The sequence below is a fragment of the Curtobacterium sp. MCLR17_042 genome, from assembly GCF_003234695.1.
GTDB classification, from domain to species: Bacteria; Actinomycetota; Actinomycetes; order Actinomycetales; family Microbacteriaceae; genus Curtobacterium; species Curtobacterium flaccumfaciens.
The window spans coordinates 402,704-427,760 of record NZ_QKTD01000002.1 but is presented as its reverse complement, the minus strand read 5'-3'; the positions used below and the strand labels follow the sequence as shown (position 1 = coordinate 427,760).

The following is a 25,057-nucleotide window of genomic DNA, read 5'->3' as shown; positions in this document are numbered from 1 at the left end:
TGCGTTGATGTGTTCTCTGGGGGTGCCTGGTGGGGGGGCCGCGCGCAACCGGGGTGGTCGGGGGGGGGGGGGGGGGCGGCGGGGGGGCGGGGCAGCGAACCAGGTTCCGGACACAGCACCACGCACTTCCGCGGTGTTGTGTCCGGAACCTGGTTCCGGCAGCCCCCTACCCGGCGGGGACCGCGGCGGGCGCGCGCAGGTCGTGCGTTCCGCCGCCGAGCCGCTGCTCCGCAGCGCCCGGCAAGCGCACCACCGCGGTCACGCCCTCGGGCACGGTCGCCCGGACGCGCAACTCCCCGTCGACGAGCTCCCACCGCACGGCGACGTGCCCGTGCACGGTGTCGAGCGAGGTCTCCGCCCACGTCAGCCCACCGCCCGGCTGCGGCGCGATCAGGACGGCCGAGTACCCCGGCGCCAGCGGTTTCAGGCCACCCACCACCCGGTGCATCCAGTCCGCCACGGCACCGAGTGCGTAGTGGTTGAACGAGGTCATCTCACCCGGGTTGATCGTGCCGTCCGGCAGCATCGAGTCCCACCGCTCCCACACCGTCGTCGCGCCCATCGTCACCGGGTACAACCACGACGGGCACTCCGTCTGCAGCAGCAGCCGGTAGGCGTCCTCCAGGTGGCCCGTCTGCGTCAGCGCGTCGGTGATGAACGGGGTCCCGGCGAAGCCCGTCGAGATCCGGTACCCGGACGCCTCGACCAGCTCGGCGAGACGCTCGCCGGCCACGGCCTGCTCCTGCTCGGACAGGATCCCGAACACGATCGCCAGCGTGTACGCCGTGGTCGCGTCCGACAGGATCCGCCCGTCGTCCTGCAGGTAGTGGGTGCGGAACCCGGCCTGGAGGCGCGTGGCGAGTTCCCGGAACTCCGCTGCTTCCGCCTCGTGGCCGCCCAACACCTCCGCCGCGTCCGCCACGATCGTCGCGGACCGGTAGGCGCAGATCGTCGCGACGACGCCCTTGTCGGCCTTCGCGTCGGCCGGGGCCTCGGGCGGGGCGTCCGGGTCGAGCCAGTCGCCGAACTGGAACACGGTGTCCCACAGGTCCTCCGGGGACAGGTGGTCACGGACCCGGCGGAGGTGTGCGGCCATCGAGTCGAACTGCTCCTCGAGCACCGCGGTGTCGCCGTACGCCTGGTACAGCGTCCACGGCACCCAGACGCCGGCGTCCGACCAGACGGCGGTCGCGTCGGGCGTGCCGAAGTCCTCGGCGGGGGAGTACTTCAGCACGTCCGGCACCACGAACGGGATGACCCCGTCGGCGTGCTGCTGCTCGAGCCAGACGTCGCGCAGCCAGTCGGCCAGGAACGTCCGCGTGTCGAACAGGTACGAGGCCGTCGGGGCGAACGCGGCGATGTCACCCGTCCAGCCGAGTCGCTCGTCGCGCTGCGGGCAGTCCGTCGGCACGCTCAGGAAGTTGCCCTGCATGCCCCGGACGACGTTGTCGTGGAAGGTGTTCAGCAGCTCGTGGCTCGACGCGAACGTGCCGGTGCGGGTGAGGTCCGACCCGACCTGCACGGCGGTGACCGCGGCACGGAGTTCGTCGTGGGTGCCCGGCCAGCCGTCGACCTGCGCGTACCGGAACCCGTGGAACGTGAACCGGGGCTCGAACGTCTCGGGCTCGTCGTCACCGCGCAGGGTGAAGTGGTCCGTCGCCTTCGCGGTACGCAGGGGGCGGGTGCCGAGCTCGTCGTGCTCGAGCACCTCGGCGTGCTGCAGGGTCAGCACGGTGCCGGCCGGGCCGGTCGCGGTGACCCGGAGCCACCCGACCAGGTTCACGCCGAAGTCGAGCAGGGTCGCTCCCGACGGGCTCGTCCAGATCGCCACCGGGGCGATCTCGGCCAGCGGGCGCACCGGCGGCACCGTGTCGGCGACGAGTTCGCGCTCGCCGATGTCGACCGTGTGCACCGTGCTCGTCCGCCCCTGGTGGCCGTCGATGCTGGGCACGGTGACCTCGCCGGGCGTCAGGAACGAGCCGTCGCGGAGTCGGGCGTCGATGTCCTGCCCGTCGTACAGCTGGTCGGCGGTGATGGCACTCGACAGCGCCTGCCAGTCGGTGTCGGTCGTGACGTGCTGCTCGTGCCCGTCGGCGAAGGTGATCCGGAGTTCGGCGAACCCGGCGCGCTCGTCGGTGTACCAGCCGCCACCGCCGCCCCAGGCCAGGCGTCCGGCGGCCCAGCCGTTCCCGACGACGAGCGCGAGGACCGCCGGCTGCCCGGGGACCGTGTCCGTCAGGTGCTCGGTGACGTCGTGCGAGACGACGCGGATGCGCCACTCGTAGCTCGTCCACCCCGGTTCGAGCAGGTGGTCGGAGACGCGCTGCCCGCCGAGCCAGGCCTCGACGACGCCGAGGGCGCTGACGTCGAGGGTGGCGGCGGTGACGGCGCCGTGGCCGTCGTCGAGGGGGAACTCCCGACGCAGGATCGGGGCGCTGCCGAGGTCGGTGTCGGCCGCGATGAACGGTGCGGTCCAGGTGGTCATGTGGTGGTCCTTTCACGCGACCGGTCGTCGTCGACCGGTGCGGGGGTCGTGGGCCCGGCCGTCCGCCCGGGTGGGCGGTGTGGCGGAGGCGGGTCGCGCCTCCAGGCCGGGGTGGGCGGTCAGCCCTTGACGGCGCCGCTGGTCATGCCGGCGACGATCTGACGGTTGAAGAAGACGTAGAGGATCAGCGGCGGGATCGTGATGAGCAGCACGTCGGTGAACAGCAGGTTCAGCTGGCTGACCGACTGGCTCTGGAACGCGTAGAGCGTCTGCTGCACCGTCGCGTTCTCGGACCCCGGCAGGAAGTACAGCGGGTTGGTGAAGTCGTTGAAGACCGTCACCGACTGCACGAGCACGACCGTGATGATCACCGGCTTGAGCAGCGGCAGCACCACCCCGAAGAACAGGCGGATCGGGCCGGCGCCGTCGAGCACGGCGGCCTCGTCGAGTTCCTTCGGGATCGTCGCGACGAACGCCCGGAACAGCAGGATGCAGAACGACAGGCCGAAGGTCGCCTCGATGAGGATCATCCCGCCCATGGTCTTGAACAGGTTGAGCCCCTGCAGCACCCAGATGGTCGGCACGATCGCCGGCGGCACGATGAGCCCCGCCAGCACGAAGAAGTTGATCAGACCGTTCCACTTGCTCGGCCGCCGCTGCAGGACGTACCCGACCATCGCCGAGAACACGACCATGACGGTGACGCTGCCGACGGTGAGCAGGGCGCTGTTCCAGAACGCGCGGAGGATCCCACCGTCGCCGCTCTGGAACACCGCCTGCAGGTTCTGCCACAGTTGCCAGTCGGTCGGCAGGCTGAAGCCGAGCTGGTTCGCCTCGGCCGGGTTCTTCGCCGCCTGGAGCAGGACGAAGACGAACGGCACCAGGAAGACGACGAAGCTGACGACGATGGCGATCGAGCCGATGATCCACCGGCGGGCACGGCCCGGGTGGCGGGACCGCGTCGGGGTGCTGACGCGCGGGCTGGTGAGCGTGGTCACAGCTCTGCCTCCTTGCGGTTGAGGAGCCACGAGATCGGCACCATGATCGCCGTGACGACGACGAACAGGACCACGTTGCCGGCGGTGGACAGGCCGTAGAACCCGGCCTGGTACTGCTTGTAGATCACGCTCGCGATCACGTCGCTCGTGAACCCCGGCCCGCCGCCGGTCATCGCCCAGATCAGGTCGAACGACCGCAGGCCGCCGATGAGCGACAGGATGATGACGGTGCCCATCGCGGGGCGGGACAGCGGCAACGTGATGTTCCGGAAGATCGACCACGCGCTCGCGCCGTCGACCCGTGCCGCCTCGAAGTACTCCTGCGGGATCGCCACGATGCCGGCGATGAAGATGAGCGTCGCGATGCCGACGCCCTTCCAGACGTCCACCGCGGCGACGCTCCACAGGGCGAGCGCCGGGTCGGTCAGCCACCCGGGGGTGGGCAGGCCGACCGAACCCAGCACGCCGTTGATGATCCCGTGGAACGGGTCCATCAGCGCCTTGAACGTGATGCCGATGCCGATGGTCGACACGAGCACCGGGAAGAACACGACCGCCCGCAGGTAGCCGCGCCCCAGCACGGGCGACGTGAGGAGCAGGGCGAGGGCGAGTCCGAGGACCACCTTCGCCGCGCTCGTCACGAAGCCGTACTGGAAGGTGTGCACGAACCCGGAGACGAGCTGCGGGTCCTGGAAGAACCGGACGAAGTTGTCGAAGCCGATGAAGGTCTGGTCGAACAGCGTCCAGCGGGTGAGCGAGAAGTAGAACCCGGCGAAGGTCGGGACCGCGAAGAACACGACGTACAGCGCGATCGCGGGGATGAAGAACCACGCGGGGTAGAACGAGCGCATCCGCTTGCGCGCTGGTCCGGGGCGGCCGGCCTTGCGTGTCTGCGGCGGGGCCACCGCCGTCGTGAGGGTCGCGGTCACGCCGATCACCAGCCCTTGATGCCGAGCTGCTGTGCCTGCTGGACGACGTCGTCGTCGTACTGGTCGGCGCCCTTGCTCGCGGTGGTGATGCCCGAGCCGACCTGCACGCAGATCTTCTCGAGGTTCGGGCCCTTGATCGGGGACAGGAACTCGAGCGCGGGGCTGGCCTTGCCGTCGTCCAGGTACTGCTGCAGGTCGTCGATCATCGGGGGCACGTCGTCCGGCAGCGAGCAGGTCGAGATGACGTAGGGGCCGGCGGGGGTGCCGGTGTCGTTCTGCACCTGGCAGCCCTCGGTGGAGTTCGCGAAGGCGACGAACTTCTTCGCGGCCGCCAGCTTGTCGCCCGTGGTCGTCTTCGGGATGTACAGGCCGTTCGGCTCCCAGATCGTCAGGTTCGTGTCCGCGGCGTCCTCGGCCGGCAGGGCGAACGCGCCGATGTCGTCGACGGCGTCGGGGGAGTCCTGCTGGATCGCCGAGATCGCGTTCGTGAGCATCGGGTACTGCGCGCCGGTGCCGTCGGCCAGCATCTTCAGGCCGTTCGCCTGCGTGGCCGAGGCGTAGTCCTCGTTGTAGAGGTCCTTGTCCTTGCCCTCGGCGAGGTGCTCGAACCCGGCGAGAGCGGGTTCGTCGGCGTAGGACTCCTTGTTGGCGGTGTAGTCGTCCGCCCACTTGTCGTCCTGCGCGGTGATGTTCGCGAAGTCACCGAGGACGAACAGCTGGCTGGTCCAGGTGTCGCCGTAGGTCTGGATGATCGGGGCGACGTCGCCGGCGTCCTTGATCTCCTCGCTGTTGCTGATGAACTCGTCCCACGTGGTCGGGACCTCGAGGCCGAGCTCGTCGTAGACCTTCGTGTTGTAGAGCACCGCGCCGCCGAAGCTCGTGCCGAACGGGGCGCCGTACATGCCCTTGTCGGTGCTGACGACCTTGGTGAACTGCGGGTCGACGTCACTCGCCCACTTCTCGTCGGAGAGGTCCACCAGGGTGTTGTCCGGGTTGAGGGCCTGCATGAGCGAGCCGGAGTTGTAGTTGAAGACGTCGGCGGCTTCGCCGGTCGACAGGCGGGTCTTGATCAGGTTGTCGCCGTCGGTGCCCTGGGGCCGGGTGTCGAACTTGACGGTGATGTCGGGGTTGGCCTTCTCGAAGGCCTCGATGAGCGGCTTCGCGGTGGCCGCGGTGGCCGGGGCGTTGTCGGCCTGGTAGGTGATCTCGACCTTGCCGCCGCCTTCGTCGGCGGAGCCGCCGGACGAGCACGCTGCGAGCCCGCCGATCAGGACCGTCGCGCCGCCGATGGCGATCGCGCGCTTGGTCATGGAACGAACTGACATTCCTTACCTCCTCGTAAGGCCCGGGGCTGGGGTACCCCGGGTGAAACGGACCCGGATCCCGCGCCGTCGCGGGGTCCGGTTACTGCGTTTTAGAACGTTTCAATCAGGATGGAACCACGAGGATTGAAGCGTGTCAATCGCTGTGCCGATTTCGTTACGCGCGGCTCGTTCGCTCGCTCGTTCGCTCGTTCGTCGTTCGGTGCGAGGTTCCACGCTCGGTGACGGGCGCGCGGGCTCGCACGGAGTGCGGAACCTCGCACCGAGCCGACGCGCGGTGCTGCACCGTGCGGTGGTCGCGCCGCCCGCCGGCCGGGAGGCCCGTGCCGGCCCCGGCCCCGCGCCTCCCGTCCGGTGCGCGGTCGCGTCCGCGGGCCCGCGTCGCCTCGTGCGCGCCGGCCCAGCCCGGCAGCCCGGCAGCCCGCTGCCCGCTGCCCGCTGCCCGCTGCCCCGGCCGCTGTCCGTGAAAGCGACAGTGTGCCGCCGAACGTTCGCGCCGATCTGTCGCTCTGGCGGACCGGACGCGGCGACAACCCGCAGATGTGTCGCTTTCGCGGGTTGGTCCGCCGCCCGTCAGGCCTCGGTGCGCCTCGGGTCGCTCGGTGTCGTGCCCGCGACGGCTGCGGCGGCGGCTGCTGCGGCCGCGCCCTCCCGACCGAGCGTGCTCTCGCGCGGCACCAGCTCGCTGCTGAGCACGACGGTCCGGTGCACGTGCATCGGGTCGGTGAGCTCCTCGAGCAGCAGTTCCACCGCAGCCGCACCCATCTCGGAGCCGTGCATCGTCACCGAGGTCAGCGGCACCGCACCACCCCACGCCACGGAGTTGTGGTCGCAGCCCGACACGGGGATGTCCTCGGGGACGCGGATCCCGGCGGCTCGGAGCTCGGAGACGACCGCCATCGCGAGCAGGTCGGTCACACCCAGCACCCCGTCGGGGCGTTCGTCCTCGGGCATCCGGGCGATGCGGAGCCCGGCGTCGGTGCCTCCGGGCGGGTCGATGTCCCCGGCGTCGACGTCGACGAGCTCGACCCCCGGGTGCGCCGCGACGGCCCGCAGCACGCCGGCCCGTCGGCGGTCGACGGGCTGCAGGTCCGGACGGGCGCTCACGAACCCGATGCGTCGGCAGCCGCGGTCGATCAGGTGCTCGGTCGCCAGGAACCCGGCCTGCTCGTTGTCCACGACCACCGCGCACGCGTCGAGCTCGGTCGGTTCGTAGTTGACGTACACGACGGGTCGGCCGTGGCGCCGCGCGACCTCGACCTGGTCACGCGACTCCGTCATCGAGGCGAGCAGGATCCCCGACACCCGGGCGCTCTCGAGGTAGGCGAGGTGTTCGCCCTGCGCCTGCAGGTCGTCCTCGCTGCTGGCGATCAGCAGGGTGAAGCCGCGTTCCCGCGCGGCCAGCTGCGCGCCGTTGACCATGTCGCTGAACAGGGAGTTCCGCAGCGACATCACGACCAGACCGATCGCGCGTGTGCTGCCGGACACCAGCGCCCGGGCGTTGCGGTTCGGCGTGTACCCGAGCGCGTCGATCGCGTCCCGCACGCGTGCGGCGGTGGCGTCGGCGACCCGCTCGGGGTGGTTCAGGACGTTCGAGACCGTGGCGAGCGAGACCCCGGCCCGGGCTGCGACGTGGTGCACGCTCGGCGGACCGTCGCGCCGGGGGACATGCACCATGCTCCGATCGTAGGCGGCGGGGGAGCCGTGTCCGGACCGGGCCCTAGGCGTCGGCGACGGAGGACTGCCGCACCACGAGCTCCGGTGTGAACTCCACGTGCTCGAGGTCGATGTCCTGCCCCTGCTCGACCTGCTTCGTCAGGAGTTCGATCGCGCGACGACCGAGGTCCTGCGCGGGCTGCCGCACCGACGTCAGCGGGACCACGGCGGACTCGGCGAACGCGATGTCGTCGTAGCCGACGATGGCGATCTGCTCGGGCACCGCGATGGTGCCGCGCATGATGAAGGCCTGTTCGAGCCCGACCGCGAGCAGGTCGTTGGCGGCGAAGACGGCGTCCGGGCGGTCGGCGGCCGGGCGGGCCTGGATCGCTTCGCCGATGCGGCGCCCTTCGAGCACGGACAGCGAGGTCGTCGGCAGGGCTTCGAGCCGGATGCCCGCGGCCTGTGCGGCGGCGAGTGCCCCGGCGTGCCGGTCGGCGACCTGGCGGATGCCGAACGGCCCGCCGACGAAGGCGATGTGGGTGCGGCCGATCGCCGCGAGGTGCTCGACCGCGATGCGGCCACCGGCGACGTCGTCGACGGAGACCGAGGCGAAGTGCTCGTCGTCGGCGCGACGGTCCACCAGCACCACGGCGGTGCCCTGGTCGCGCAACCGTGCGAGCCGGGACAGGTCGTCGCCGGCGGGGGAGATCAGGAGTCCGGCGACCCGGCGTTCCTCGAACAGGTCGACGTAGGTGCGTTCGCGGTCGGTCGACTCGTCGGAGTTGCCGATCAGCACCGCGAGGCCGTTGTCCATCGCGGCGTCCTCGGCGCCCCGGGCGACGTCGGTGAAGAACGGGTTGCCGCCGTCGAGCACGATGAGCCCGACGGTGGAGCTGCGTCCGGCCCGGAGCTGCCGTGCGGAGTCGTTGCGGACGAACCCGAGCGTCGCGATCGCCGACTGGACGCGTTCCACCGTGCCGGGAGCGACCTTGTCGGGGCGGTTCAGCACGTTCGACACCGTGCCGAGGGACACGCCCGCGAGCGCTGCCACCTCTCGCACACTGACCGCCATGTGGCCATCCTGGCATCGGCGCGGTCCGCGCGGTCGGCCCGCGCCGTGATCTGTGGAAAACGCGGACGGGAGGCGCGGGGCGGGCCGATACCGGGCCTCCCGTCCGTGGGGTGTCGTCGACTGCCCGCGCACGGTGCGAGGTACGCGGCTGCTGCGAGGCGCGCGGCTGGTGCGAGCCGTGCGGCTGGTGCGAGGTTCCGCACTCGGTGCGGGGTGGAAAGGCTCGCACCGAGTGCGCAACCTCGCACGGAGCGAACGCCCGCGCACGGTGCGAGGCGCAGCCCGACGAACCCGCTCTTGCCAGCGCGCACACCGGAGCGCTATCGTCCTCGTCGTCCCGTTGAAACGATTCACCGACGAACACGCGAACGGAGGACCAATGGCGGTCCGCATCGGAGCCCGGAACACCACGGGCTGGAAGGCCACCGTCTCGGTGGCCATGTCGAACTACATCGAGTCGGGGTCGATCATCGCGATCGCCACGAGCCTGAGCCTGTGGCAAGCCGAGTTCCGGATCGGCGACCTCGAGGTCGGCCTGCTGGCGAGCCTGTCCGCGAACGCCTTCGGTGCCGCCCTCGGCGCGATCGTCGGCGGACCGCTGTGCGACCGGTACGGCCGGAAGTTCATCTACACGTACGACCTGCTCCTCTACATGCTCGGCATCCTGCTCGCGGTGTTCGCCGGCAGCTACGGCATGCTCCTGGTCGGCTTCATCCTGACCGGCATCGCCGTGGGGGCGGGCGTGCCGGCGAGCTGGACCTACATCGCCGAGCAGGCCCCCGCGGACAAGCGCGCGGCCCACGTCGGCACGGCACAGCTCGCGTGGTCGATCGGACCGATGGTCGGGTTCGCCCTGGCGATCGCCGCCGCCCCGCTCGGCCTGCTCGGGAGCCGCCTCATCTTCGCCCACCTGTTCGTCGTCGCCGCCATCGTGTGGTGGCTCCGCCGCGGGCTGCCCGAGTCGGCGATCTGGAAGGACGAGCGCGCGGCCACCGGCACGGCGAACTTCTTCCACGGGATCACGCAGCTGTTCAGCCGTCGCGAGAACCTGACCGCGATGCTGTTCCTGTTCGGCGTCTACGCGCTCTGGAACACCGTCGCCGGGCAGGCCGGCATCTTCCAGCCACGGGTGTACGCGGCGACCGGGGTCACGAGCGTCACGGAGCAGTACGGACTGCAGATCCTGGTCTGGGGCTGCACCGTGGCCGCGACGTACTTCGGCTTCATGCGGTACGCCGACCGGGTCAGCCGCCGCGCGCTCTACGCCGCCGGAGCCGTGCTGGCGATCATCGCGTGGGCCGTCCTCATCTACGCGCCCGCCAACCTCGGCACCCTGCTGTTCTTCGCCGTGGCGTGGGGCATCTCGTCGGGCATCGGCGCGCAGGCGTTCTACGGCCTGTGGACGAGCGAGCTCTTCGCCACCCGGTACCGCGCCAGCGCCCAGGGCGTGCTGTTCCTGGCCGCCCGTGTCATGGTCGGCCTGCTGAGCATCTGGTTCCCGCTGCTGCTGTCGGACATCGGGCTGCGGGCCCTCGGCGGCCTCATCCTGGGCCTCCTCGCGCTGTCGTTCCTGGTCGGCACGATCTGGGCACCGCGCACGCAGGGCAAGACCCTCGAGGCGATCGAGGCCGAGCGCTACGGCACCGTCACCACGGTCACCGGGACGGTCCGCACCGCCGACGAGCGCAGCGTCCACGACGCCGAGCAGCGTCGCCGCGAACAGGCCGGCCGGTGACCCGCGTCTGCTTCCGGCTGCAGGTGCAGGTCGAACTGCTCGACGCCTACCGCGAGCGGCACGCCGCCGTGTGGCCGGCGATGCTCCGGGCGATCGCGTCGGCGGGGCGGCGGAACTACTCGCTGTTCCTCGACGACGACGGGCTGCTCATCGGGTACTACGAGACGGACTCGGTGGCCGATGCGGACGCCGCGCTCGCCGCGTCCGAGGTGGCCACGGCGTGGGAGGCGCACATGCAGGACCTCTTCGCCGGCGCCACCGGGCGCGCCGACCAGACGGCGCGGGTGCTGCCCGAGGTGTTCAACCTGGAGGACCAGCTCGCGGCAGCGCCGGACTGACGGGGGCCGTGGCTACCGTGGACGCATGCAGCCGCCAGCAGCCGGGACCCTCCGCATCCTCCACCTCTCCGACACCCACCTGACCGGCGACGGAGCCCTGCACCAGGGCGTGGTCGACACCACGGCCGCCCTCGAACGGCTGCTCGCCCACGTCGACGAGGTGCCCGGCATCGGGCTGGTGGTGGTCTCGGGCGACGTCTCCGAGGACGGCAGCGCCGAGTCCTACGCGATCGTGCGGGACCGCGTCGGCGTCTGGGCGGAGCGGCACGGTGCAGCCGTCGTCGTGGTCCCCGGCAACCACGACCTGCGCGAGGGCTTCCGCCAGGTCCTGGCCAACGGGCACGTCCTGGGCGACGGCGGCACGGCGCTGATGCACACGCTGGAGTACCTGCCGCCGACGGTGCCGGTCTCCGGGCAGTCGGTCGTCGCGGGTCGACGGATCGTGACCGTCGACACGAGCGTCCCGGGTGCCGGGTACGGCGAGCTCAGCGACACGGCGCTCGAGCACCTGCGCACGGCCCTCGCCGAAGACGCCCACAGCGGCCCGGACGACGCCCCGCACGGCACCGTCGTCGTCCTGCACCACCCGCCGCTGCCCGCCCCGACCGAGCTGCACGAAGCCCTCCGCCTGCAGAACCCCGAGGCGCTCGCCGACGTCATCCGCGGTTCCGACGTGCGGGTCGTCCTCGCAGGCCACTACCACCACCACTTCGCGGGGTCGCTCGCCGGCGTCCCGGTCCTCGTCGCCCCCGGTGTCGCGAACGACACCGACGTCGTCGGCCCGTACGACGAGGAATCCGCCGTCGTCGACAGCGGCGCACTCGTCGTCGACGTCGCCGCGGACGGCTCCGTCTGGTCGACACCGGTCCGCGTGCCCCGGGGCGACGCCGACGCGCGGGCGTTCCGTCTCGACCCCGAGACGGTCCGCGCCGTCATCGCGGCCGCCGGCAAGCACTGAGCACGGTCCCCACGCGCGGTGGACGCGCGTGACGACGGACGGGAGGCCCGTGGCGGCGCCGCCACGGGCCTCCAGTCCGTCGCCTGGTGACGTCCACAGCCGCGGTACCCCACGTCTTCGGGTTGCGTGCGGGAACACCGAGTAGCACGGACGGACACCTGGAGCGAAGGAGCACCCATGCGAGTCGGCAGTGCAGTGCAGTACGACCGGTACGGCGACTTCGACGTCGTCGAGCTCGTCCCCCAGCAGAAGCCCGAGGCCGGACCGGGCGAGATCGTCGTCGAGATCGTGGCCGCGGGCCTGAACCACATCGAGCGGTTCCTGCGCGAGGGGAAGCTCCGCGACCACGTCGACCTCGAGTTCCCCGCACACCAGGGCGTCGACTTCGCCGGCATCGTGCGCGCGCGGGGCGACGGCGTGAAGGACCTCCGCATCGGCGACGAGGTGATGGGGCACGCGCCGACCGGCGGCGCCCACGCCACGTGGATCGCGGTGCCGCGCGGCGCCGTCATCAAGAAGCCGGAGCACGTCGGGTGGGAGGTCGCCGGCGGCCTGTACCTGGCGGGCTGCACCGCGGTGTCGGTCGTCCGGTCGCTCCGGCTCGGACCGCAGGACACCGTCGTGATCTCGGCCGCAGCCGGTGGCGTCGGACACATCGAGTGCCAGCTGGCGCACGACGCCGGCGCGACCGTGATCGCCCTCGGCAGCCCGCGCAACCACGACTACCTGCGGCAGATCGGCACGCTGCCCGTCGCGTACGGCGAGGGCGAGGAAGACCGCATCCGCGACATCGCGGACGGCCGGCCGATCACCGCGTTCATCGACAACCACGGCGAGAGCAACGCCGAGCTGCTGGCCGAACGGCTCGGCGTCGGCCAGGAGCGCTTCGCGTCGTCGGAGGAACGCCGGGACATCGAGGTCCGGTTCCTCCGTGCACCCGCCGAGGACGAGGAGACGCGCGAGCTGCTCACCCTGCTGGCGAAGGCCGTGCAGGACCGTCGCGTGCAGGTGCTGATCTCGGGCTTCTACCCGTTCGAGTACATCGTCGAGGCGTACGAGGACCTGGCCGAGATGAAGTCCCGCGGCAAGGTCGTGATCGGGATGCAGACGGTGGAGACCGGGGCGCGGCTCGACTGGTACCGCTCCGAGAAGGCCCGTGACCTGCGCGACCGGTACGCCGATGCGCGGGGGACCGACACGGAGACGATGGCCGGCGGATCGGCGTCGCCCGCGAGCTGAGCGAGCTGCCCGTTGCAGGGGCCCGACACCGTCGTGCCGGGCCCCTGCCGCGTCAGCTCAGGATGTCCTTGGAGGCGAACCGGCTGTACGCCAGCGCCCCGAACACCACGACGTACCCGAGCTGCAACACCGCGTTCGACCCGAACGAGTCGAACGAGATCGGGTCGCGCAGCAGGTCGCCGAACCCGAGCCACTGGTGCGAGAACAGGAACGGGTGCAGCCAGTCGAGCTGGGGGAGCTGGTCGAGCACCTGCGACGCCCCGGCGAGCACGACCGTCGCGGCCATCGCCCCGACCGGCACGTTCGTCAGCGTCGAGGTGAACATGCCGATCGCCACGAGCCCGAGCATCGACATCGCGACGTACAGCGCGAGCAGCAGGGCGCGGCCGGCGTACGACCAGCCGCCGACCTGGGTGCCGGAGAGCAGCGTGACGGGGCCGATCGGGAACAGCAGGGCGCCGATCGCCGCGCCGACCAGGACGACAAGGAGTGTGGCGGCCAGGCAGAACGCGACGGCACCGGCGAACTTCACCAGGATGAACCGCACGCGGCCCGTCGGCGCGACGAGCAGGTAGCGGATCGTGCCGTGGCTGGCCTCGCCCGCGACGGTGTCCCCGGCGACCACGCCGACGGTCAGCGGCAGGAACAGTGGGATCGACACCGTCAGTGCGGTGAACGCGACGAACAGGCCGTTGTTGGTGATGTCGCCGAGGAACGCCGGCCCGCCGTCGTCGCCGTCGGTGGTGAGCTTCACGGCGACCGCGATCAGGATCGGTACGAGCGCGAGCGCCCCGAGCATGGCCCAGGTGCGGCGACGCCGGAACACCAGCGCGAGTTCGGAACCGAGCAGTGCGAACGGGCGCTGCCGGGGGCGGACGGGCAGGTCGCGTACGGCCGCGTCAGGCTGCGACATCGAATCCCTCTCCGGTGAGTGCGACGAACAGGTCCTCGAGGGTGCCGCCGCCCACCGTCAGGCCGCGCACCCGGACGTCGGCACGCACGAGCTCCGCGGTGATCGTCTCGGGCAGCAGCGCGTTCGGCAGGTCGGCCACCAGCACGTCGGCCCCGCCGTCGTGCCGCGGGGTGAGCCCGAGTCGGGTGAGGACGGAACCGGCCTGCCCGACGTCGGGCGTCCGCACGGTCACGGTGCGGGCCCCGGCTGCGCGCAGCTCGTCGAGGGGGCCCTGCGCGACGATCTTGCCCGTCCGCATGACGGCCGCGTGCGTGCAGACCTGTTCGATCTCGGCGAGCAGGTGGCTCGACACGAACACCGTGGTGCCGTCGTCGGCCAGGGAGCGGATGAGGTTGCGGACCTCGCGCGTGCCCTGCGGGTCGAGGCCGTTCGTCGGCTCGTCGAGCACCAGCAGGTCGCGCGGGGACAGCAGGGCGTTCGCGAGACCGAGCCGCTGCTTCATGCCGAGGGAGTACGCGTGCGCCTTCTTGTCGGCCGCGTGGGTCAGGCCGACGCGGTCGAGGGCACCGGCCACGCGGGCCTTGCGGGTGTGCGGGTCCGAGGTGGGGTCGGCGGCGTCGAAGCGCTGCAGGTTCGCCCGGCCGGACAGGTACGGGTAGAAGGCCGGCCCCTCGACGAGTGCCCCGACGCGGGGCAGGACGTCGTGCAGCGCCTTCGGCATCGGTTCGCCGAGCAGCTCGATGGTGCCGCCGCTCGCGCTCGAGAGTCCGAGCAGCATCCGGATCGTGGTGGTCTTGCCGGAACCGTTCGGTCCGAGGAACCCGAACACCGCGCCGCGCGGCACCGCCAGGTCGATCCCGTCGACCGCACGCTGCTTGCGGAACACCTTCTGGAGGCCCGTGGTGCGGATCGCCAGGTCGGGCGCCGGTCCTGACGTGCTCGCCCCGTGGTCGGCTGTGCTCGCCTGGTGGTCGGCTGTGCTCACCTCGTGGTCGTCCGCGCTCACTTCGCGGCGTCGACCAGGGAGGCGACCGGCACAGCACCCGCGAGCACGCGGCCGTCGTCGGTCAGGTACACCGAGACGAGCGACGTCTGCACGGCACGGCCGCCGTCGACGGGCTTGGTCAGCTGGTCGAGCAGGCCGGAGGCCTCGCCCTCGAGCCCGGACCGGTCGACCGTGCCGGCGGGGAGCTCGGCGATCGTGCTCCAGCCCGTGCCCGTGAAGGTCGGCTCGTCACCGCTCGGGGTGCCACGGTGGTCGCCGTGCTCGCCCTTCGCGTGGGATCCGGCCTCGGACAGGTCCTTCTCGGTCACCTCCGCGTTCGACGGCGGGGTGAAGTCGAAGAGCCGCGCTGCCGGGGCGCCGTAGTCGAGGCTCGTGAACCCGACCTGCACCGCGGGGTCGTCCGCGCCTGCGGCCTGGACGCTCGCGCGGAGCGGGAGTCCGGTCTGCTGGTCGACGGCCAACCGGACGGCTCCGACGAGGGTGTCGGACGACTTCGGCGTCAGGGTGATCTGCCAGGCGTCGTGTCCGGCGACGCTGACCTCGGTCGGCTTCGACACGGTGGTGGTCGGGGTGATCGCGTCGATGGCCTGCTTCGCGATGTCGGCCGGGGTGGTCGTACCGTCCTGCGGGTCCTTCGCGGTGTCGCTCGGCAGGGTCACGTGCGTGGCCGTGCGCTCCTTCGAGTCCCAGGTCCAGACGTCGGAACCGTTGCGGACGACGTCCTGCTCGGCGAGCTGCTGCGTCAGCTGGACGCGCTGCTTGTCGGCGCCGTCGACGTAGACACGGGCGGTGTGCGACGCGGTGAGCAGCCCGAGCACGTCGGAGGCGTCGCCCTCGAGCGAGGAACCGCCGGACCCGGTGGGCAGTTCGGGGAGCCCGAGTGCGCTCGTCTGCGAGAGCTTCCCCGAGTACTGGGCGTCCGACGACTTCGCGATGCTGGCGATGACGGCTGCCGCGCTGGGGTTCGTCCCCGCGATCGGGTCGTTCGCGGCGTTCGCGATCATCGGGGCGGCAACGGCACCGGCGACGACGACCGGTGCGATGACGGCTGGCAGCCAGGCTGACTTCTTCATCGGGTTCCCCTCGTGGAGCATTGGAGTCGTCGGTACCGTACGTCCGGCCGCCGACAGGTAGCTGGGCGTCGCTCGTAGACTCGTGGCGCGACCGGCGGCGGTCGTGTGGCGGCGAAGGAGGCGGCATGCGAGCGGTGCTCGGTCTGGACATCGGGACGTCGAGCACGAAGGCGTTGCTGACCCGGTTCGACGGCACCGTGCTCGCCGAGGTGAGTCGTCGCCACGAGGTCGACCGGCCCGAGCAGGGCCTGGTCGAGATGGACTCCGACGTCTGGTGGGAGGAGTTCACCACCCTCACCCGCTCCCTGCTCGACCGCGTGCCCGACGTCGAGGTGCAGGCGGTCGGCGTGAGCGGCATCGGACCGTGCGTGCTGCTGACCGACGTCGACGGTGCGCCGCTCGGTCCGGCGATCCTGTACGGCATCGACACCCGCACGGCGGAGCTGCTCGACGACGTCACGGCCGAGCTCGGCGGCGAGGACGCGATCCGGGCCCGCTGCGGGTCTGCCCTGAGCACCCAGGCCGCCGGCGTGAAGCTCGCCTGGCTCGCCCGGCACGAACCCGACGTCTGGGCGCGGGCCGCCCGGTTCACGATGCCGTCGTCCCGCGTGGTCGAGCAGCTGACGGGCGAGTACGTCCTCGACCACCACTCAGCCAGTCAGACGACACCCCTCTACGACGTGCACGCGAACCGGTGGATCCCGGAGTGGTGCGACCGACTGGCGCCCGGTCTCGCCATGCCGCGCCTGCTGTGGTCGGGCGACCAGGCGGGCGTCGTGACGCCCGAGGCGGCCGCGGCCACGGGCCTCCCGGCCGGCATCCCCGTGACGGCCGGGACCATCGACGCCTGGGCCGAGGGCGTGAGCGTCGGTGAGTCCGTGCCGGGCCGGATGTTCCTGCAGTACGGCACCACGATGTTCATGATCGTGCCGACGGCCGAACCCACGGCGGTGCCGGGGATGTGGACGACCGTCGGCACACACCCGGGCCAGCCGAGCGTGTCCGGGGGGATGGCGACCTCCGGGGCGATCACGGACTGGTTGCGACGGCTGGTCGACGGCGAGTGGTCGACCATGCTCGAGGAAGCGCGGTGCTCCGGCATCGGGGCGAACGGGCTGCTGATGCTGCCGTACTTCGCGGGGGAGCGGACGCCGATCGCCGACCCCGACGCCCGCGGAGTGCTCGCGGGACTGACGGTCCGGCACACGCGCGGGGACATCTACCGGGCGACGCTCGAGGCGACGGCGTACGCGGTGCGGCACCACCTCGAGGCCCTGCGCGACGCAGGGGTCGAGGTCCGCGAACTCGTCGGGGCCGGCGGCGGGCTGCTCGGACGGCTGTGGCCCACGATCGTGTCGGACGTCACCGGGCTGCGGCAGACGGTGCCGAGCGTGACGATCGGTGCGTGCTTCGGCTCGGCGTACCTGGCTGCCGAGCTGGTCGCGGGGCCGGGCGACACCGTGGACATCGGTGCGGAACCCGCCGGCGACGGTGATCGAGCCTGACCCTGCGGCGACCGCGGCGTACGAGGCCGGCTACCGGGACTACCGCGAGCTGTACGAGGCGACGAAGGCCGTCGTGCACCGCTTGGCCGCGCGCGGGTGAGCGGCGCGGATGGCTCGCAAGACACCGGTGTTCGCGTGCCGAACACCCGAACGGGCGTGTTCAGCGCGCGAACACCGGTGTCGCGCGGAACCCTGCCTACGCCTGGGCGTCGACCCCGGCGGGTGCGCTGCCGTCGTACTCGCAGATGGCGTTGACCTTCTCGGCGCTGGCACTGGAACGGTCGAACTCGTAGCCGAGCCACTCCTTCGCCAGCCGACGGGCCAGTTCGATGCCGACGACACGCTGCCCCATGCAGAGCACCTGGGCGTCGTTCGACAGGATCGACCGCTCCACGCTGTAGGAGTCGTGCGCGGTGACGGCACGGATGCCCGGCACCTTGTTGGCGCTGATCGCCACACCGAGGCCGGTGCCGCAGATCAGGATCGCCCGGTCGGCCTCGCCGTTCGCCACCAGGCGCGCAGCGTCCACGGCGACGTGCGGGTAGGCGGTGTGGCCGTCCGCGTCGACGCCGACGTCGGTGACGTCCGACACCCGGTCGTCGGCGAGCAGGTCGGCCTTGATGATCTCCTTGTAGTCGAACCCGGCGTCGTCGGACCCGATCACGAGACGGTACGTCATGCGTGTGTTCCTTCCTTGTCAGCACGGGCGGCGAGGACCTCGCCGATCCGCGTGAGGATCATCCCCATCGAGGTGGCACCCGCGTCGGGTGTCCCCAGGCTCTTCTCGGCCAGCGGCCTGGCCCGTCCGACCTTCGGCGTGAGGTCGGCGGTGGCCTCGGCCTGCTCGACCGCGACCCGCGCCGCGGTCTCCCACGCTGCCACGAGCGGTGCGCCGGTGTCGACGGCCCCGCGCAGTTCGTCCACGAACGGCAGCAGCGCGTCGAGCAGCGTCTTGTCCCCGCGGGACGCCCCGCCCAGGTGGACGATCGAGTCGGCGAAGGCCTGCGCCGCGTCGACGACGTCGGCGGCCTGGTACGACTCGCGGTCGTCGCCGAGGGAGCGGCCGAACGCCTCGAGTGCGGCGCCCCACAGGACACCGGAGGTGCCGCCCGCGAACGCGGCCCACGCGTCACCGGCGCGTCCGAGGACGAAGGCGACCCCGGCCTCCGGGTCGAGCCCGTCGACCGCCTTGCGCGCCGCACCGATCCCCTTGACCATGCCGCGGCCGTGGTCGCCGTCCCCGGCGACCGCGTCGATGCGGCCGAGCGTCTCCTCGTGCTCGCGCAGGAGCGCGTCCATCGCCTCGACGGCGGCTCGCGCCGTCTGCGCGGCCTGCCGGGAGGCATCGGTCGCCTCCGGCACGACCGTCGCCTCGTCCTCGGCGGCGTCCACCGCGTCGGCCGGCACGAGCGCCGCGACCGGCGCCGCCACCTTGCGGTACGCGGGCGTGTAGGCGTCGGCGCGCCAGAGGCGTTCGAGTTCGTCGTCGAGCCACTGCAGCGTCAGCGAGCAGCCGCCCATGTCGAGGCTCGTGACGAGTTCGCCGACCTCGGGTTCGACGACCTCGAGCCCCGCGTCCTGCAGCAGGGGCAGCACCCGGCCCCAGAGCAGGAAGAGTTCCTCGTACTTGGTGTCACCGAGCCCGTTGAGGATCGGGGCGACCCGGGAGCCGGCGGCTGCGGGGCGGTCGGTGACCAGCCGTTCGGCGAGCAGGGACGCCAGGTCCGTCGCACGGAGCAGCGGGACGTCCTGGATGCCCGGTTCGCCGTGGATGCCGAGCCCCAGGCCGAGGTGGCCGTCGGGGACGGTGAACAGCGGTTCGGTCGCGCCCGGCATGGTGCAGCCCGAGAACGCGACGCCGATGGTGCGGGTCGCGGCGTTCGACGCCCGGCCGATCCGTTCGACCTCGTCGAGGTCGGCTCCCTCGGCAGCGGCGGCGCCCATCGCCTTGAAGACGGAGAAGTCACCGGCGATGCCGCGGCGCTTCGTCTCGTCGTCGGCACTGGCGACGTCGTCGGTGACCACGACGATGCGGGTGTCGATGCCCTCGGCACGCAGCCGCTCGGCCGCGAGCCCGAAGTTCATGGTGTCACCGGCGTAGTTGCCGAACGACAGCACGACACCGCGGCCCTGGTCGGCGGCCTTGGCGACCGAGTAGACCTGCGCGGTCGACGGCGAGGTGAAGACGTTGCCGACGACGGCGCCGGTGGCGAGGCCCGGACCGACGACGCCGCAGAACGCGGGGTAGTGGCCGGAGCCGCCCCCGACGACGACGGCGACCTGCGGTGCGGCCCCCTCGGTGGGCAGGGTGACGACGCCGCCGTGGACGCCGCGGACCCGGTCGGCGTAGAGCGCGAGCCAGCCGCTCAGCTGGTCTTCGGCGAACTCGTCCGGGTCGTCGTGGATCGTGGTCATGGTGCGGGTCCTCCGGGGATGGTGGTGGGTGGTGCACCGGGCGACGACGGGACGGCCGTCGTCGCCCGGAACTCAGTGTCCTCGGTCGCCCTGCGGGACCTTGAGGAAGTGGATCATCACGAAGGCGCAGGCGTACAGGCCGACGAACGTCCACGTGGCGGCCTGGCCGCCGCCGCCCAGGGCGAAGACCGCGGCGACGACACCGGTGCCGAGGAACGCGGCGCCCCCGGCGGCCGTGGTGTACATCGCCATCGCGGCGCCCTTGTGCTCGGGGGCGAGCGCCGGCATGATCGCGCCCATCGGGACGAACCCGGCGAGCAGGCAGCCGAACACGCACCCGGCGACGACGGAGAGCACGTAGCCCCAGTCCGAACCGGCGGGGACGAGCTGTGGGACGTACCACCAGGCGATGAGCCCGAGGGCGGAGCCGACGATGCCGAACCACTTGACGGTGCGCTGCCAGCCGATCTTGTCGCCCACCCAGCCGAACAGGGCGTTGACCAGGATGTTCGTCGCGTAGACGCAGACGGTCATGAGCAGCCAGCGGCTCTGGCCCCAGCCGCGCTCGTTCGCGATGACCGCGGGGAGCACGACGAACATGCCGAACTCCGGCGCGGTGTTGATCAGGCGGACGAGGAAGCCCATCAGGATCTTCGGTCGCGTGACCGTCAGGCGGATGCCGCTCGTCAGCACCTGCCAGGCGCTCTCGCCGGCGGGGGCGATGCGCGTGAACCCGTTCGGCAGCCGGACGCCGAACAGCATGATGAGGAACCCGATCACGACGAGGGCGATCGAGGCGACCATCGCGCCGGTCTCACCGACCGTTCCGCCGCCGAACACCGGGATGGCACCGATCGCGAACAGCGAGCCGAGGGTCGGCAGGCCACCCGTGAAGGCGACGTAGAACCAGCCGACCGCGGAGCCGTTCCGTTCGACCGGGGTGGTGATGTTCACCCAGACCAGGAACGCGAAGGCGAACAGCGGGTAGCCGAACCCACGCAACGCGTAGGTGACGGCGGCGAACGGGACACTGCCAGCGCCGAGTGCCAGCAGGAACAGGACCTCGAACACGACCCAGACGGCGAAGCCGAGGATCATCACCCGGCGAGGCCCGACCAGGTCGGACAGGGCCCCCGAGACGTAGCTGCCGATCAGTGCGGCGAGGCTGTAGAACGTGACGATCGTCGCCACGGTGGCCTCGGGGCTGCCGAGGACCGCCACCATGTGCGGCGTGATGAAGTTCGACTCGACGCCGTTCCCGGTCATGAAGACCAGGACGGCGACGAACCCGAGGGCGAGCGGACGGGGGATGCCCATCCGGTCCAGGCGGCCCTCTGTGCGGGGCGCGGTCGTGCGGGCGCCGGTGGCGCGGGCTGTCGTCGTTGACATGCTCGTTCTCTCCCTGCTGGCGGAGTCGGTCAGGCCTGTGCGGCCTGTGCGGCCTGAGCGGCCTGTGCGGCCGTGGTGGGGGCGTTCAGGGACGGGATGATCGACACCTTGACGCTGGCACCGGCGGAGTCGCCGACCAGGTCGAGGGCCTCCTGGAACTGCTCGAGCGGGAACTGGTGCGTGCAGATCTCCGACATCGGCAGGGTCTCGGCCTCGAGCAGCTTGATCGCCGCCGGCCAGGTGTGCGGGCCGAGGTGGGCGCCGCGCACGTCGAGCTCCTTGTCGTCCGAGATGATCGACCAGTCCACGGACACGTCGTCCTTGAACACCGAGTACTCGACGAAGGTCCCGAGCTTGCGGAGCAGGTTCAGTCCCTGCGGCACCGCGGACGGGTGCCCGGTGGCCTCGATGTAGACGTCGGCACCGTAGCCGTCGGTGAGCTCCTTGACCCGGGCGACCGCGTCCTCCTGGGCGATGTTGATCGTGAGGTCGGCGCCGACCTTGCGAGCCAGCTCGAGCTTCGCCTCGACCACGTCGAGCGCGATGATCCGGAGCGGGTTCTTCTGCCGCGCACCGGCGATGGCGGAGAGGCCGATGGGGCCGGCACCGGCGATCACCACGGTGTCGCCGAACTTGATGTCCCCGCGCTCGACGGCGTGGAAGGCGCAGGACAACGGCTCCGAGAACGCGGCGACCTGGCCGGGCAGCGCCTTCGACACCGGGTGGGTCAGCGCCTTCGCCGGCACGAGCACGTACTCGGCCATCGCGCCGTCGTAGCCCTTGAAGCCGAACATGTCGTGCACGTTGCACATCCAGTACGCGCCCTCGAGGCAGTATCGGCACTCCCAACACGGCACGATCTGCTCGCAGGCGATCCGGTCGCCCAGGTCGACGCCGCGCTTGGCCAGGGCGGCGTCGTCACCGGCGACGATCGTGCCGACGAACTCGTGTCCGGGGATGCGGTCGCGCTCCGCCCAGGCCGCTCGGTTCTCGTCGCCCCAGAACTTCGCGGCACCGTGGTAGCACTTCAGGTCGCTCGCGCAGATGCCGACGGCGTCGGTGCGGAGCAGGAGTTCCCCGGGGCCGGGCGTCGGGACGGGACGCTCCTCGAGCCGGTAGTCACCGGGGCCGTGGACGACGACGGCGCGCATCGTCGTGGGGATCGTGGTGGGGGCGGTCGTGGCCGCGTTCTCGGTCGTCGTCGACATGAGCTGTTCCTCCGTTGGGTGACTTCGGCGATGACTGTACACCTTCCAGAACGTTTGTCCAGAACACAATTTCTGGTAGGTTCGGCACCGAACGCAAGGGAGCGAACATGACGACGGACTTCGCCGCGGCCCTCCGACCGGGCCCCGACACGATCGACCTGACCAACGACTTCAGCGGCCGTACGGCGGTGGTGACCGGCGGGGCGTCGGGCATCGGCAACGCCATCGCCCGGGCCCTGGCTGCACGGGGTGCCCGTGTCGCCGTCGTCGACGTCCGTGCGGACGGCGCCACGTCGGCCGCGGCCGACCTGCCCACGTCCGCGCTGCCCGTGACGGCCGGGCCGGACGCCGCCGCCGACGGGGCGGGCACGGCCACGGGCCTCCACGCCGGGTTCGCCTGTGACGTGACCGATGCCGACTCCGTGACCCGCACCGTGGCGGACGTCGTCCGGCACTTCGGTGGCGTCGACGTGCTGGTGAACTGCGCCGGCATCGCCGCGCTCGCCCCGGCGGAAGACCTGGCAGCCGACACCTGGGCGGCGACCATCGACGTCAACCTGACTGGCACGTTCCGTGTGGCGCAGGCCGTCGGCCGGCACATGCTCGACGCCGGGTACGGGCGGATCGTGAACATCGCGTCGCAGGCGGCCCACGTCGGCATCGACGGGCACGCCGCCTACTGCGCCTCGAAGGCCGGCGTCATCGGCCTGACGACGGTGCTCGCGCTCGAGTGGGGCGGACGCGGCGTCACCGTGAACACCGTGTCGCCGACCGTCGTCCTCACCGACCTCGGCCGTGCTGCCTGGGCGAACGAGAACGGCATCCGGCACCAGGACGAGATCCCCACCGGCCGCTTCGCGACCCCCGACGAGATCGCCGCGGCCGTGCTGTTCCTGGCGGGGGAGTCGAGCGCCATGGTGAACGGTGCGGACCTCCGTGTGGACGGCGGGTTCACGATCCGCTGAGCCCTGCTCGGACTACGATCGCGGTGTCCGATCGAGTCGAAGGGTCCTGCTCCATGTCGTCCGAGAGCACCGCTGGCCCCGGCCCCGGCCCCGGCCCCGCCGCCGACGCGTCGCGGACCCGGTTCCCGCTGGACACCGTCTACCAGGCGGCGCGGATGTACTACCTCGAGGACGCCACCCAGGTCGAGATCGCCTCGCGCCTCGGGGTCTCGCGGCCGACCGTCTCGCGGCTCGTCGCCGAGGCCCGCAAGGCCGGACTCGTCCGCATCGAGGTCGTCGACCCGTTCCAGGACGAGACCGTGGCGCTCGCCGAACGGCTGCAGGTCGTGCTCGGGCTCCGTGCGGTGCACCTCGCCGCCGTCACCCACGCCGCCACGCTCGGTGCCGACCTGGCCGCACCGCTGGCCGCCGCGGTCGAGGGCATGGGACTCGTCCCCGGAGACGCCGTCCTGATGTCGTCCGGCCGCACCGTGTACGACGTCGCACGGTCCGGCATGCCGACCATGCCCGGCGTGCAGCTCGTCCCGACGGTGGGCGGGCAGGCCGACCCGATGCCGTGGTTCCAGACGAACGAGATCACCCGGACGGCCGCGGAGCACTCGGGCGCGATCCCCGCCTTCCTGTTCGCCCAGGCGCTGCCGTCCCCGGCGATGCGGTCCACCCTCGACGAGGACCCGGCGTTCCAGCACGTCGTCGGGCTCTGGAGCCGGGCGAAGGGCGCGATCCTCGGCATCGGTGCACCGACCCACACGCGGGACGCCCTGGCCCGGGGCATCCCGGTCGAGGACGTCGCGTTCGACCGGGCGGCCGGCGACGTCTGCCTGAACTTCTACGCCGCGGACGGCTCGCCGATCGAGTTCCCCGGCAGCGACCGGATGGTGCGGACCTCGCGCGAGATCCTGTCGACCGTGCCGCACGCGGTCGGGGTCGCCGTGGGCAGCGCCAAGGTCACGAGCATCGTCGCCGCGGTGCGGGGCGGGCTCGTCAATGAGCTGGTGACGGACGCCGCGACGGCGCGCGCCGTGCTCGACGCACTCGCCTGAGCGCCCGATCCTTCCCATCACACGTGCGATGGAGGGTGGATTCGGGCATACCTGGTCATTTCTTCGTGGCGGGTACGCCCGGTTCCGGTAGGTGCGCCCGGTTTCGGTAGGTACGCCCGGTTTCGGGGGCGACCGTCGGCGGCCTGGAGGCGCGGGGCGGGGCCGCACCGCGCCTCCAGGCCGGTGGTCCCCACGTCTAGAGCGTGCGCCGCACGTCCCACAGATGGTGCACCGGGTCGTGCGCGTAGTAGGTGGCGAGCGTCGCGACGGTGAGGGCGCTGCCGTCGGACCGGAGCCCGGTGCGCTCGAGCACCTCGTCGGGCACCGCCGCGAAGGCCCGGGCTGCGCGGTCCGCCGACTCCCGCAGCTCCCGGGCGACGACCGCGGGGTCCTGCTCGCCGTAACGGTCCTCGACGGCGGTGGCGTCCTGGTCCCAGTTCGGGAACGTCGGGGCGTCCTCGGTGAGCATCAGCTCGAGGCGCTCCGCCATCTTCCGGTGCACGTCCCGCACGTGGGCGCCGTACTCGAGCGGTGACCAGGTGTGGTCGTCGGGGCGGTCACGGACGTCGTCGCGCATGAGGACATCGGGCCACCCGGCGGTGTTCTCGTCGATGATGCCCGGCACGTCGCGGACGGTCACCGCGCTGCCGTCGTAGCCGCACTCGGGACATGCGGACTCGATGACCCACGTCCAGTTCTTCGTCTCGGGTTCGATCGCCATGGGCCGATGTTATGGCCTCGTTACTCAGCTTCCGGGTTCGCCGGACTGGTGCGGATCGGCGGCGACCCCCGTTCGGGTGACACG

The 25,057-nt window shown here is 71.7% G+C and carries 21 protein-coding genes; 7 read left to right on the top strand and 14 right to left on the bottom strand.

Features of this window, described 5'->3' with window-relative positions:
- Nucleotides 1-166: 166 nt before the first annotated feature.
- The 6 genes from DEJ02_RS04295 to DEJ02_RS04270 form a co-directional block, all read right to left on the bottom strand.
- A complete protein-coding gene (locus tag DEJ02_RS04295; RefSeq protein WP_111032109.1) occupies nucleotides 167-2,485 on the bottom strand; it encodes a family 78 glycoside hydrolase catalytic domain in 2,319 nt (772 codons plus the stop codon).
- Between the two features lie 119 nt (nucleotides 2,486-2,604).
- Nucleotides 2,605-3,483, bottom strand: coding sequence for a carbohydrate ABC transporter permease (locus tag DEJ02_RS04290; RefSeq protein ID WP_111032108.1), 879 nt, complete (start codon nucleotides 3,481-3,483; stop codon nucleotides 2,605-2,607).
- The gene (locus DEJ02_RS04285) at nucleotides 3,480-4,412 is read right to left on the bottom strand and encodes a carbohydrate ABC transporter permease (protein ID WP_241660435.1); all 933 of its coding nucleotides are present in this window, start codon (nucleotides 4,410-4,412) and stop codon (nucleotides 3,480-3,482) included. Before DEJ02_RS04285 ends, DEJ02_RS04290 begins: the two co-directional genes overlap by 4 nt.
- A 5-nt stretch (nucleotides 4,413-4,417) precedes the next feature.
- Nucleotides 4,418-5,737 carry an ABC transporter substrate-binding protein gene (locus DEJ02_RS04280; protein ID WP_111032107.1) on the bottom strand — a complete coding sequence of 440 codons (1,320 nt, stop codon included), beginning with the start codon at nucleotides 5,735-5,737 and terminating at the stop codon, nucleotides 4,418-4,420.
- 570 nt (nucleotides 5,738-6,307) lie between these two features.
- Nucleotides 6,308-7,411 (bottom strand): LacI family DNA-binding transcriptional regulator, encoded by a 1,104-nt coding sequence (locus DEJ02_RS04275; protein ID WP_111032106.1) that lies wholly within the window; start codon nucleotides 7,409-7,411, stop codon nucleotides 6,308-6,310.
- Nucleotides 7,412-7,454: 43 nt separating this feature from the next.
- On the bottom strand, nucleotides 7,455-8,465 hold the full coding sequence (locus tag DEJ02_RS04270; RefSeq protein WP_071405040.1) for a LacI family DNA-binding transcriptional regulator: 1,011 nt from the start codon (nucleotides 8,463-8,465) through the stop codon (nucleotides 7,455-7,457).
- 379 nt (nucleotides 8,466-8,844) lie between these two features.
- Between DEJ02_RS04270 and DEJ02_RS04265 the strand changes: the two genes are divergently transcribed.
- The 4 genes from DEJ02_RS04265 (at nucleotide 8,845) to DEJ02_RS04250 (ending at nucleotide 12,735) form a co-directional block, all read left to right on the top strand.
- Complete coding sequence (locus DEJ02_RS04265; RefSeq protein WP_220038362.1) at nucleotides 8,845-10,200, top strand: MFS transporter; 1,356 nt, start codon at nucleotides 8,845-8,847, stop codon at nucleotides 10,198-10,200.
- Nucleotides 10,197-10,538: an L-rhamnose mutarotase gene (locus DEJ02_RS04260; RefSeq protein ID WP_111032105.1), complete on the top strand. Its 342-nt coding sequence runs from the start codon at nucleotides 10,197-10,199 to the stop codon at nucleotides 10,536-10,538. The genes DEJ02_RS04265 and DEJ02_RS04260 overlap by 4 nt, the downstream gene beginning before the upstream one ends.
- A 25-nt stretch (nucleotides 10,539-10,563) precedes the next feature.
- Nucleotides 10,564-11,496 carry a metallophosphoesterase gene (locus DEJ02_RS04255; protein WP_111032104.1) on the top strand — a complete coding sequence of 311 codons (933 nt, stop codon included), beginning with the start codon at nucleotides 10,564-10,566 and terminating at the stop codon, nucleotides 11,494-11,496.
- 177 nt (nucleotides 11,497-11,673) lie between these two features.
- Nucleotides 11,674-12,735, top strand: a complete 1,062-nt coding sequence (locus tag DEJ02_RS04250) for an NADP-dependent oxidoreductase (protein WP_111032103.1) — start codon at nucleotides 11,674-11,676, stop codon at nucleotides 12,733-12,735.
- Between the two features lie 52 nt (nucleotides 12,736-12,787).
- Here DEJ02_RS04250 and DEJ02_RS04245 read toward each other — a convergent pair whose 3' ends face one another.
- The 3 genes from DEJ02_RS04245 to DEJ02_RS04235 are packed head-to-tail and all read right to left on the bottom strand — an operon-like array spanning nucleotide 12,788 to nucleotide 15,727.
- Nucleotides 12,788-13,648 carry an ABC transporter permease gene (locus DEJ02_RS04245; protein WP_111032102.1) on the bottom strand — a complete coding sequence of 287 codons (861 nt, stop codon included), beginning with the start codon at nucleotides 13,646-13,648 and terminating at the stop codon, nucleotides 12,788-12,790.
- Nucleotides 13,635-14,633, bottom strand: a complete 999-nt coding sequence (locus DEJ02_RS04240; RefSeq protein ID WP_111032123.1) for an ABC transporter ATP-binding protein — start codon at nucleotides 14,631-14,633, stop codon at nucleotides 13,635-13,637. The genes DEJ02_RS04245 and DEJ02_RS04240 overlap by 14 nt, the downstream gene beginning before the upstream one ends.
- Nucleotides 14,634-14,650: 17 nt before the next feature.
- Nucleotides 14,651-15,727, bottom strand: coding sequence for a sigma-E factor regulatory protein RseB domain-containing protein (locus DEJ02_RS04235; RefSeq protein WP_146249216.1), 1,077 nt, complete (start codon nucleotides 15,725-15,727; stop codon nucleotides 14,651-14,653).
- Between the two features lie 125 nt (nucleotides 15,728-15,852).
- Here DEJ02_RS04235 and DEJ02_RS04230 point away from each other — a divergent pair, with 125 nt between their 5' ends.
- A complete protein-coding gene (locus DEJ02_RS04230) occupies nucleotides 15,853-17,232 on the top strand; it encodes an FGGY-family carbohydrate kinase (RefSeq protein ID WP_220038361.1) in 1,380 nt (459 codons plus the stop codon).
- 196 nt (nucleotides 17,233-17,428) lie between these two features.
- On the opposite strand, the gene DEJ02_RS04225 is transcribed toward DEJ02_RS04230, so the two are convergent.
- From DEJ02_RS04225 to DEJ02_RS04210, 4 genes are all read right to left on the bottom strand, one after another.
- Nucleotides 17,429-17,911 (bottom strand): ribose-5-phosphate isomerase, encoded by a 483-nt coding sequence (locus DEJ02_RS04225; RefSeq protein WP_111032100.1) that lies wholly within the window; start codon nucleotides 17,909-17,911, stop codon nucleotides 17,429-17,431.
- Nucleotides 17,908-19,647: a dihydroxyacetone kinase family protein gene (locus DEJ02_RS04220; protein WP_111032099.1), complete on the bottom strand. Its 1,740-nt coding sequence runs from the start codon at nucleotides 19,645-19,647 to the stop codon at nucleotides 17,908-17,910. Before DEJ02_RS04220 ends, DEJ02_RS04225 begins: the two co-directional genes overlap by 4 nt.
- A 72-nt stretch (nucleotides 19,648-19,719) precedes the next feature.
- Nucleotides 19,720-21,036 (bottom strand): MFS transporter, encoded by a 1,317-nt coding sequence (locus DEJ02_RS04215; protein ID WP_111032098.1) that lies wholly within the window; start codon nucleotides 21,034-21,036, stop codon nucleotides 19,720-19,722.
- 29 nt (nucleotides 21,037-21,065) lie between these two features.
- On the bottom strand, nucleotides 21,066-22,244 hold the full coding sequence (locus tag DEJ02_RS04210) for a zinc-binding dehydrogenase (RefSeq protein WP_111032097.1): 1,179 nt from the start codon (nucleotides 22,242-22,244) through the stop codon (nucleotides 21,066-21,068).
- Nucleotides 22,245-22,351: 107 nt separating this feature from the next.
- On the opposite strand from DEJ02_RS04210, the gene DEJ02_RS04205 reads away from it, so the two are divergent.
- Both DEJ02_RS04205 and DEJ02_RS04200 read left to right on the top strand, forming a co-directional pair.
- Nucleotides 22,352-23,209, top strand: a complete 858-nt coding sequence (locus DEJ02_RS04205; protein WP_111032096.1) for a GolD/DthD family dehydrogenase — start codon at nucleotides 22,352-22,354, stop codon at nucleotides 23,207-23,209.
- Between the two features lie 53 nt (nucleotides 23,210-23,262).
- The gene (locus DEJ02_RS04200) at nucleotides 23,263-24,252 is read left to right on the top strand and encodes a sugar-binding transcriptional regulator (protein WP_111032095.1); all 990 of its coding nucleotides are present in this window, start codon (nucleotides 23,263-23,265) and stop codon (nucleotides 24,250-24,252) included.
- A 196-nt stretch (nucleotides 24,253-24,448) separates the two neighbouring features.
- Here the strand turns inward: DEJ02_RS04200 and DEJ02_RS04195 are convergent, their stop codons facing one another.
- Entirely contained in the window at nucleotides 24,449-24,973 is a 525-nt protein-coding gene (locus tag DEJ02_RS04195) for a DinB family protein (protein ID WP_111032094.1), read from the bottom strand.
- Between the last annotated feature and the right edge of the window lie 84 nt (nucleotides 24,974-25,057).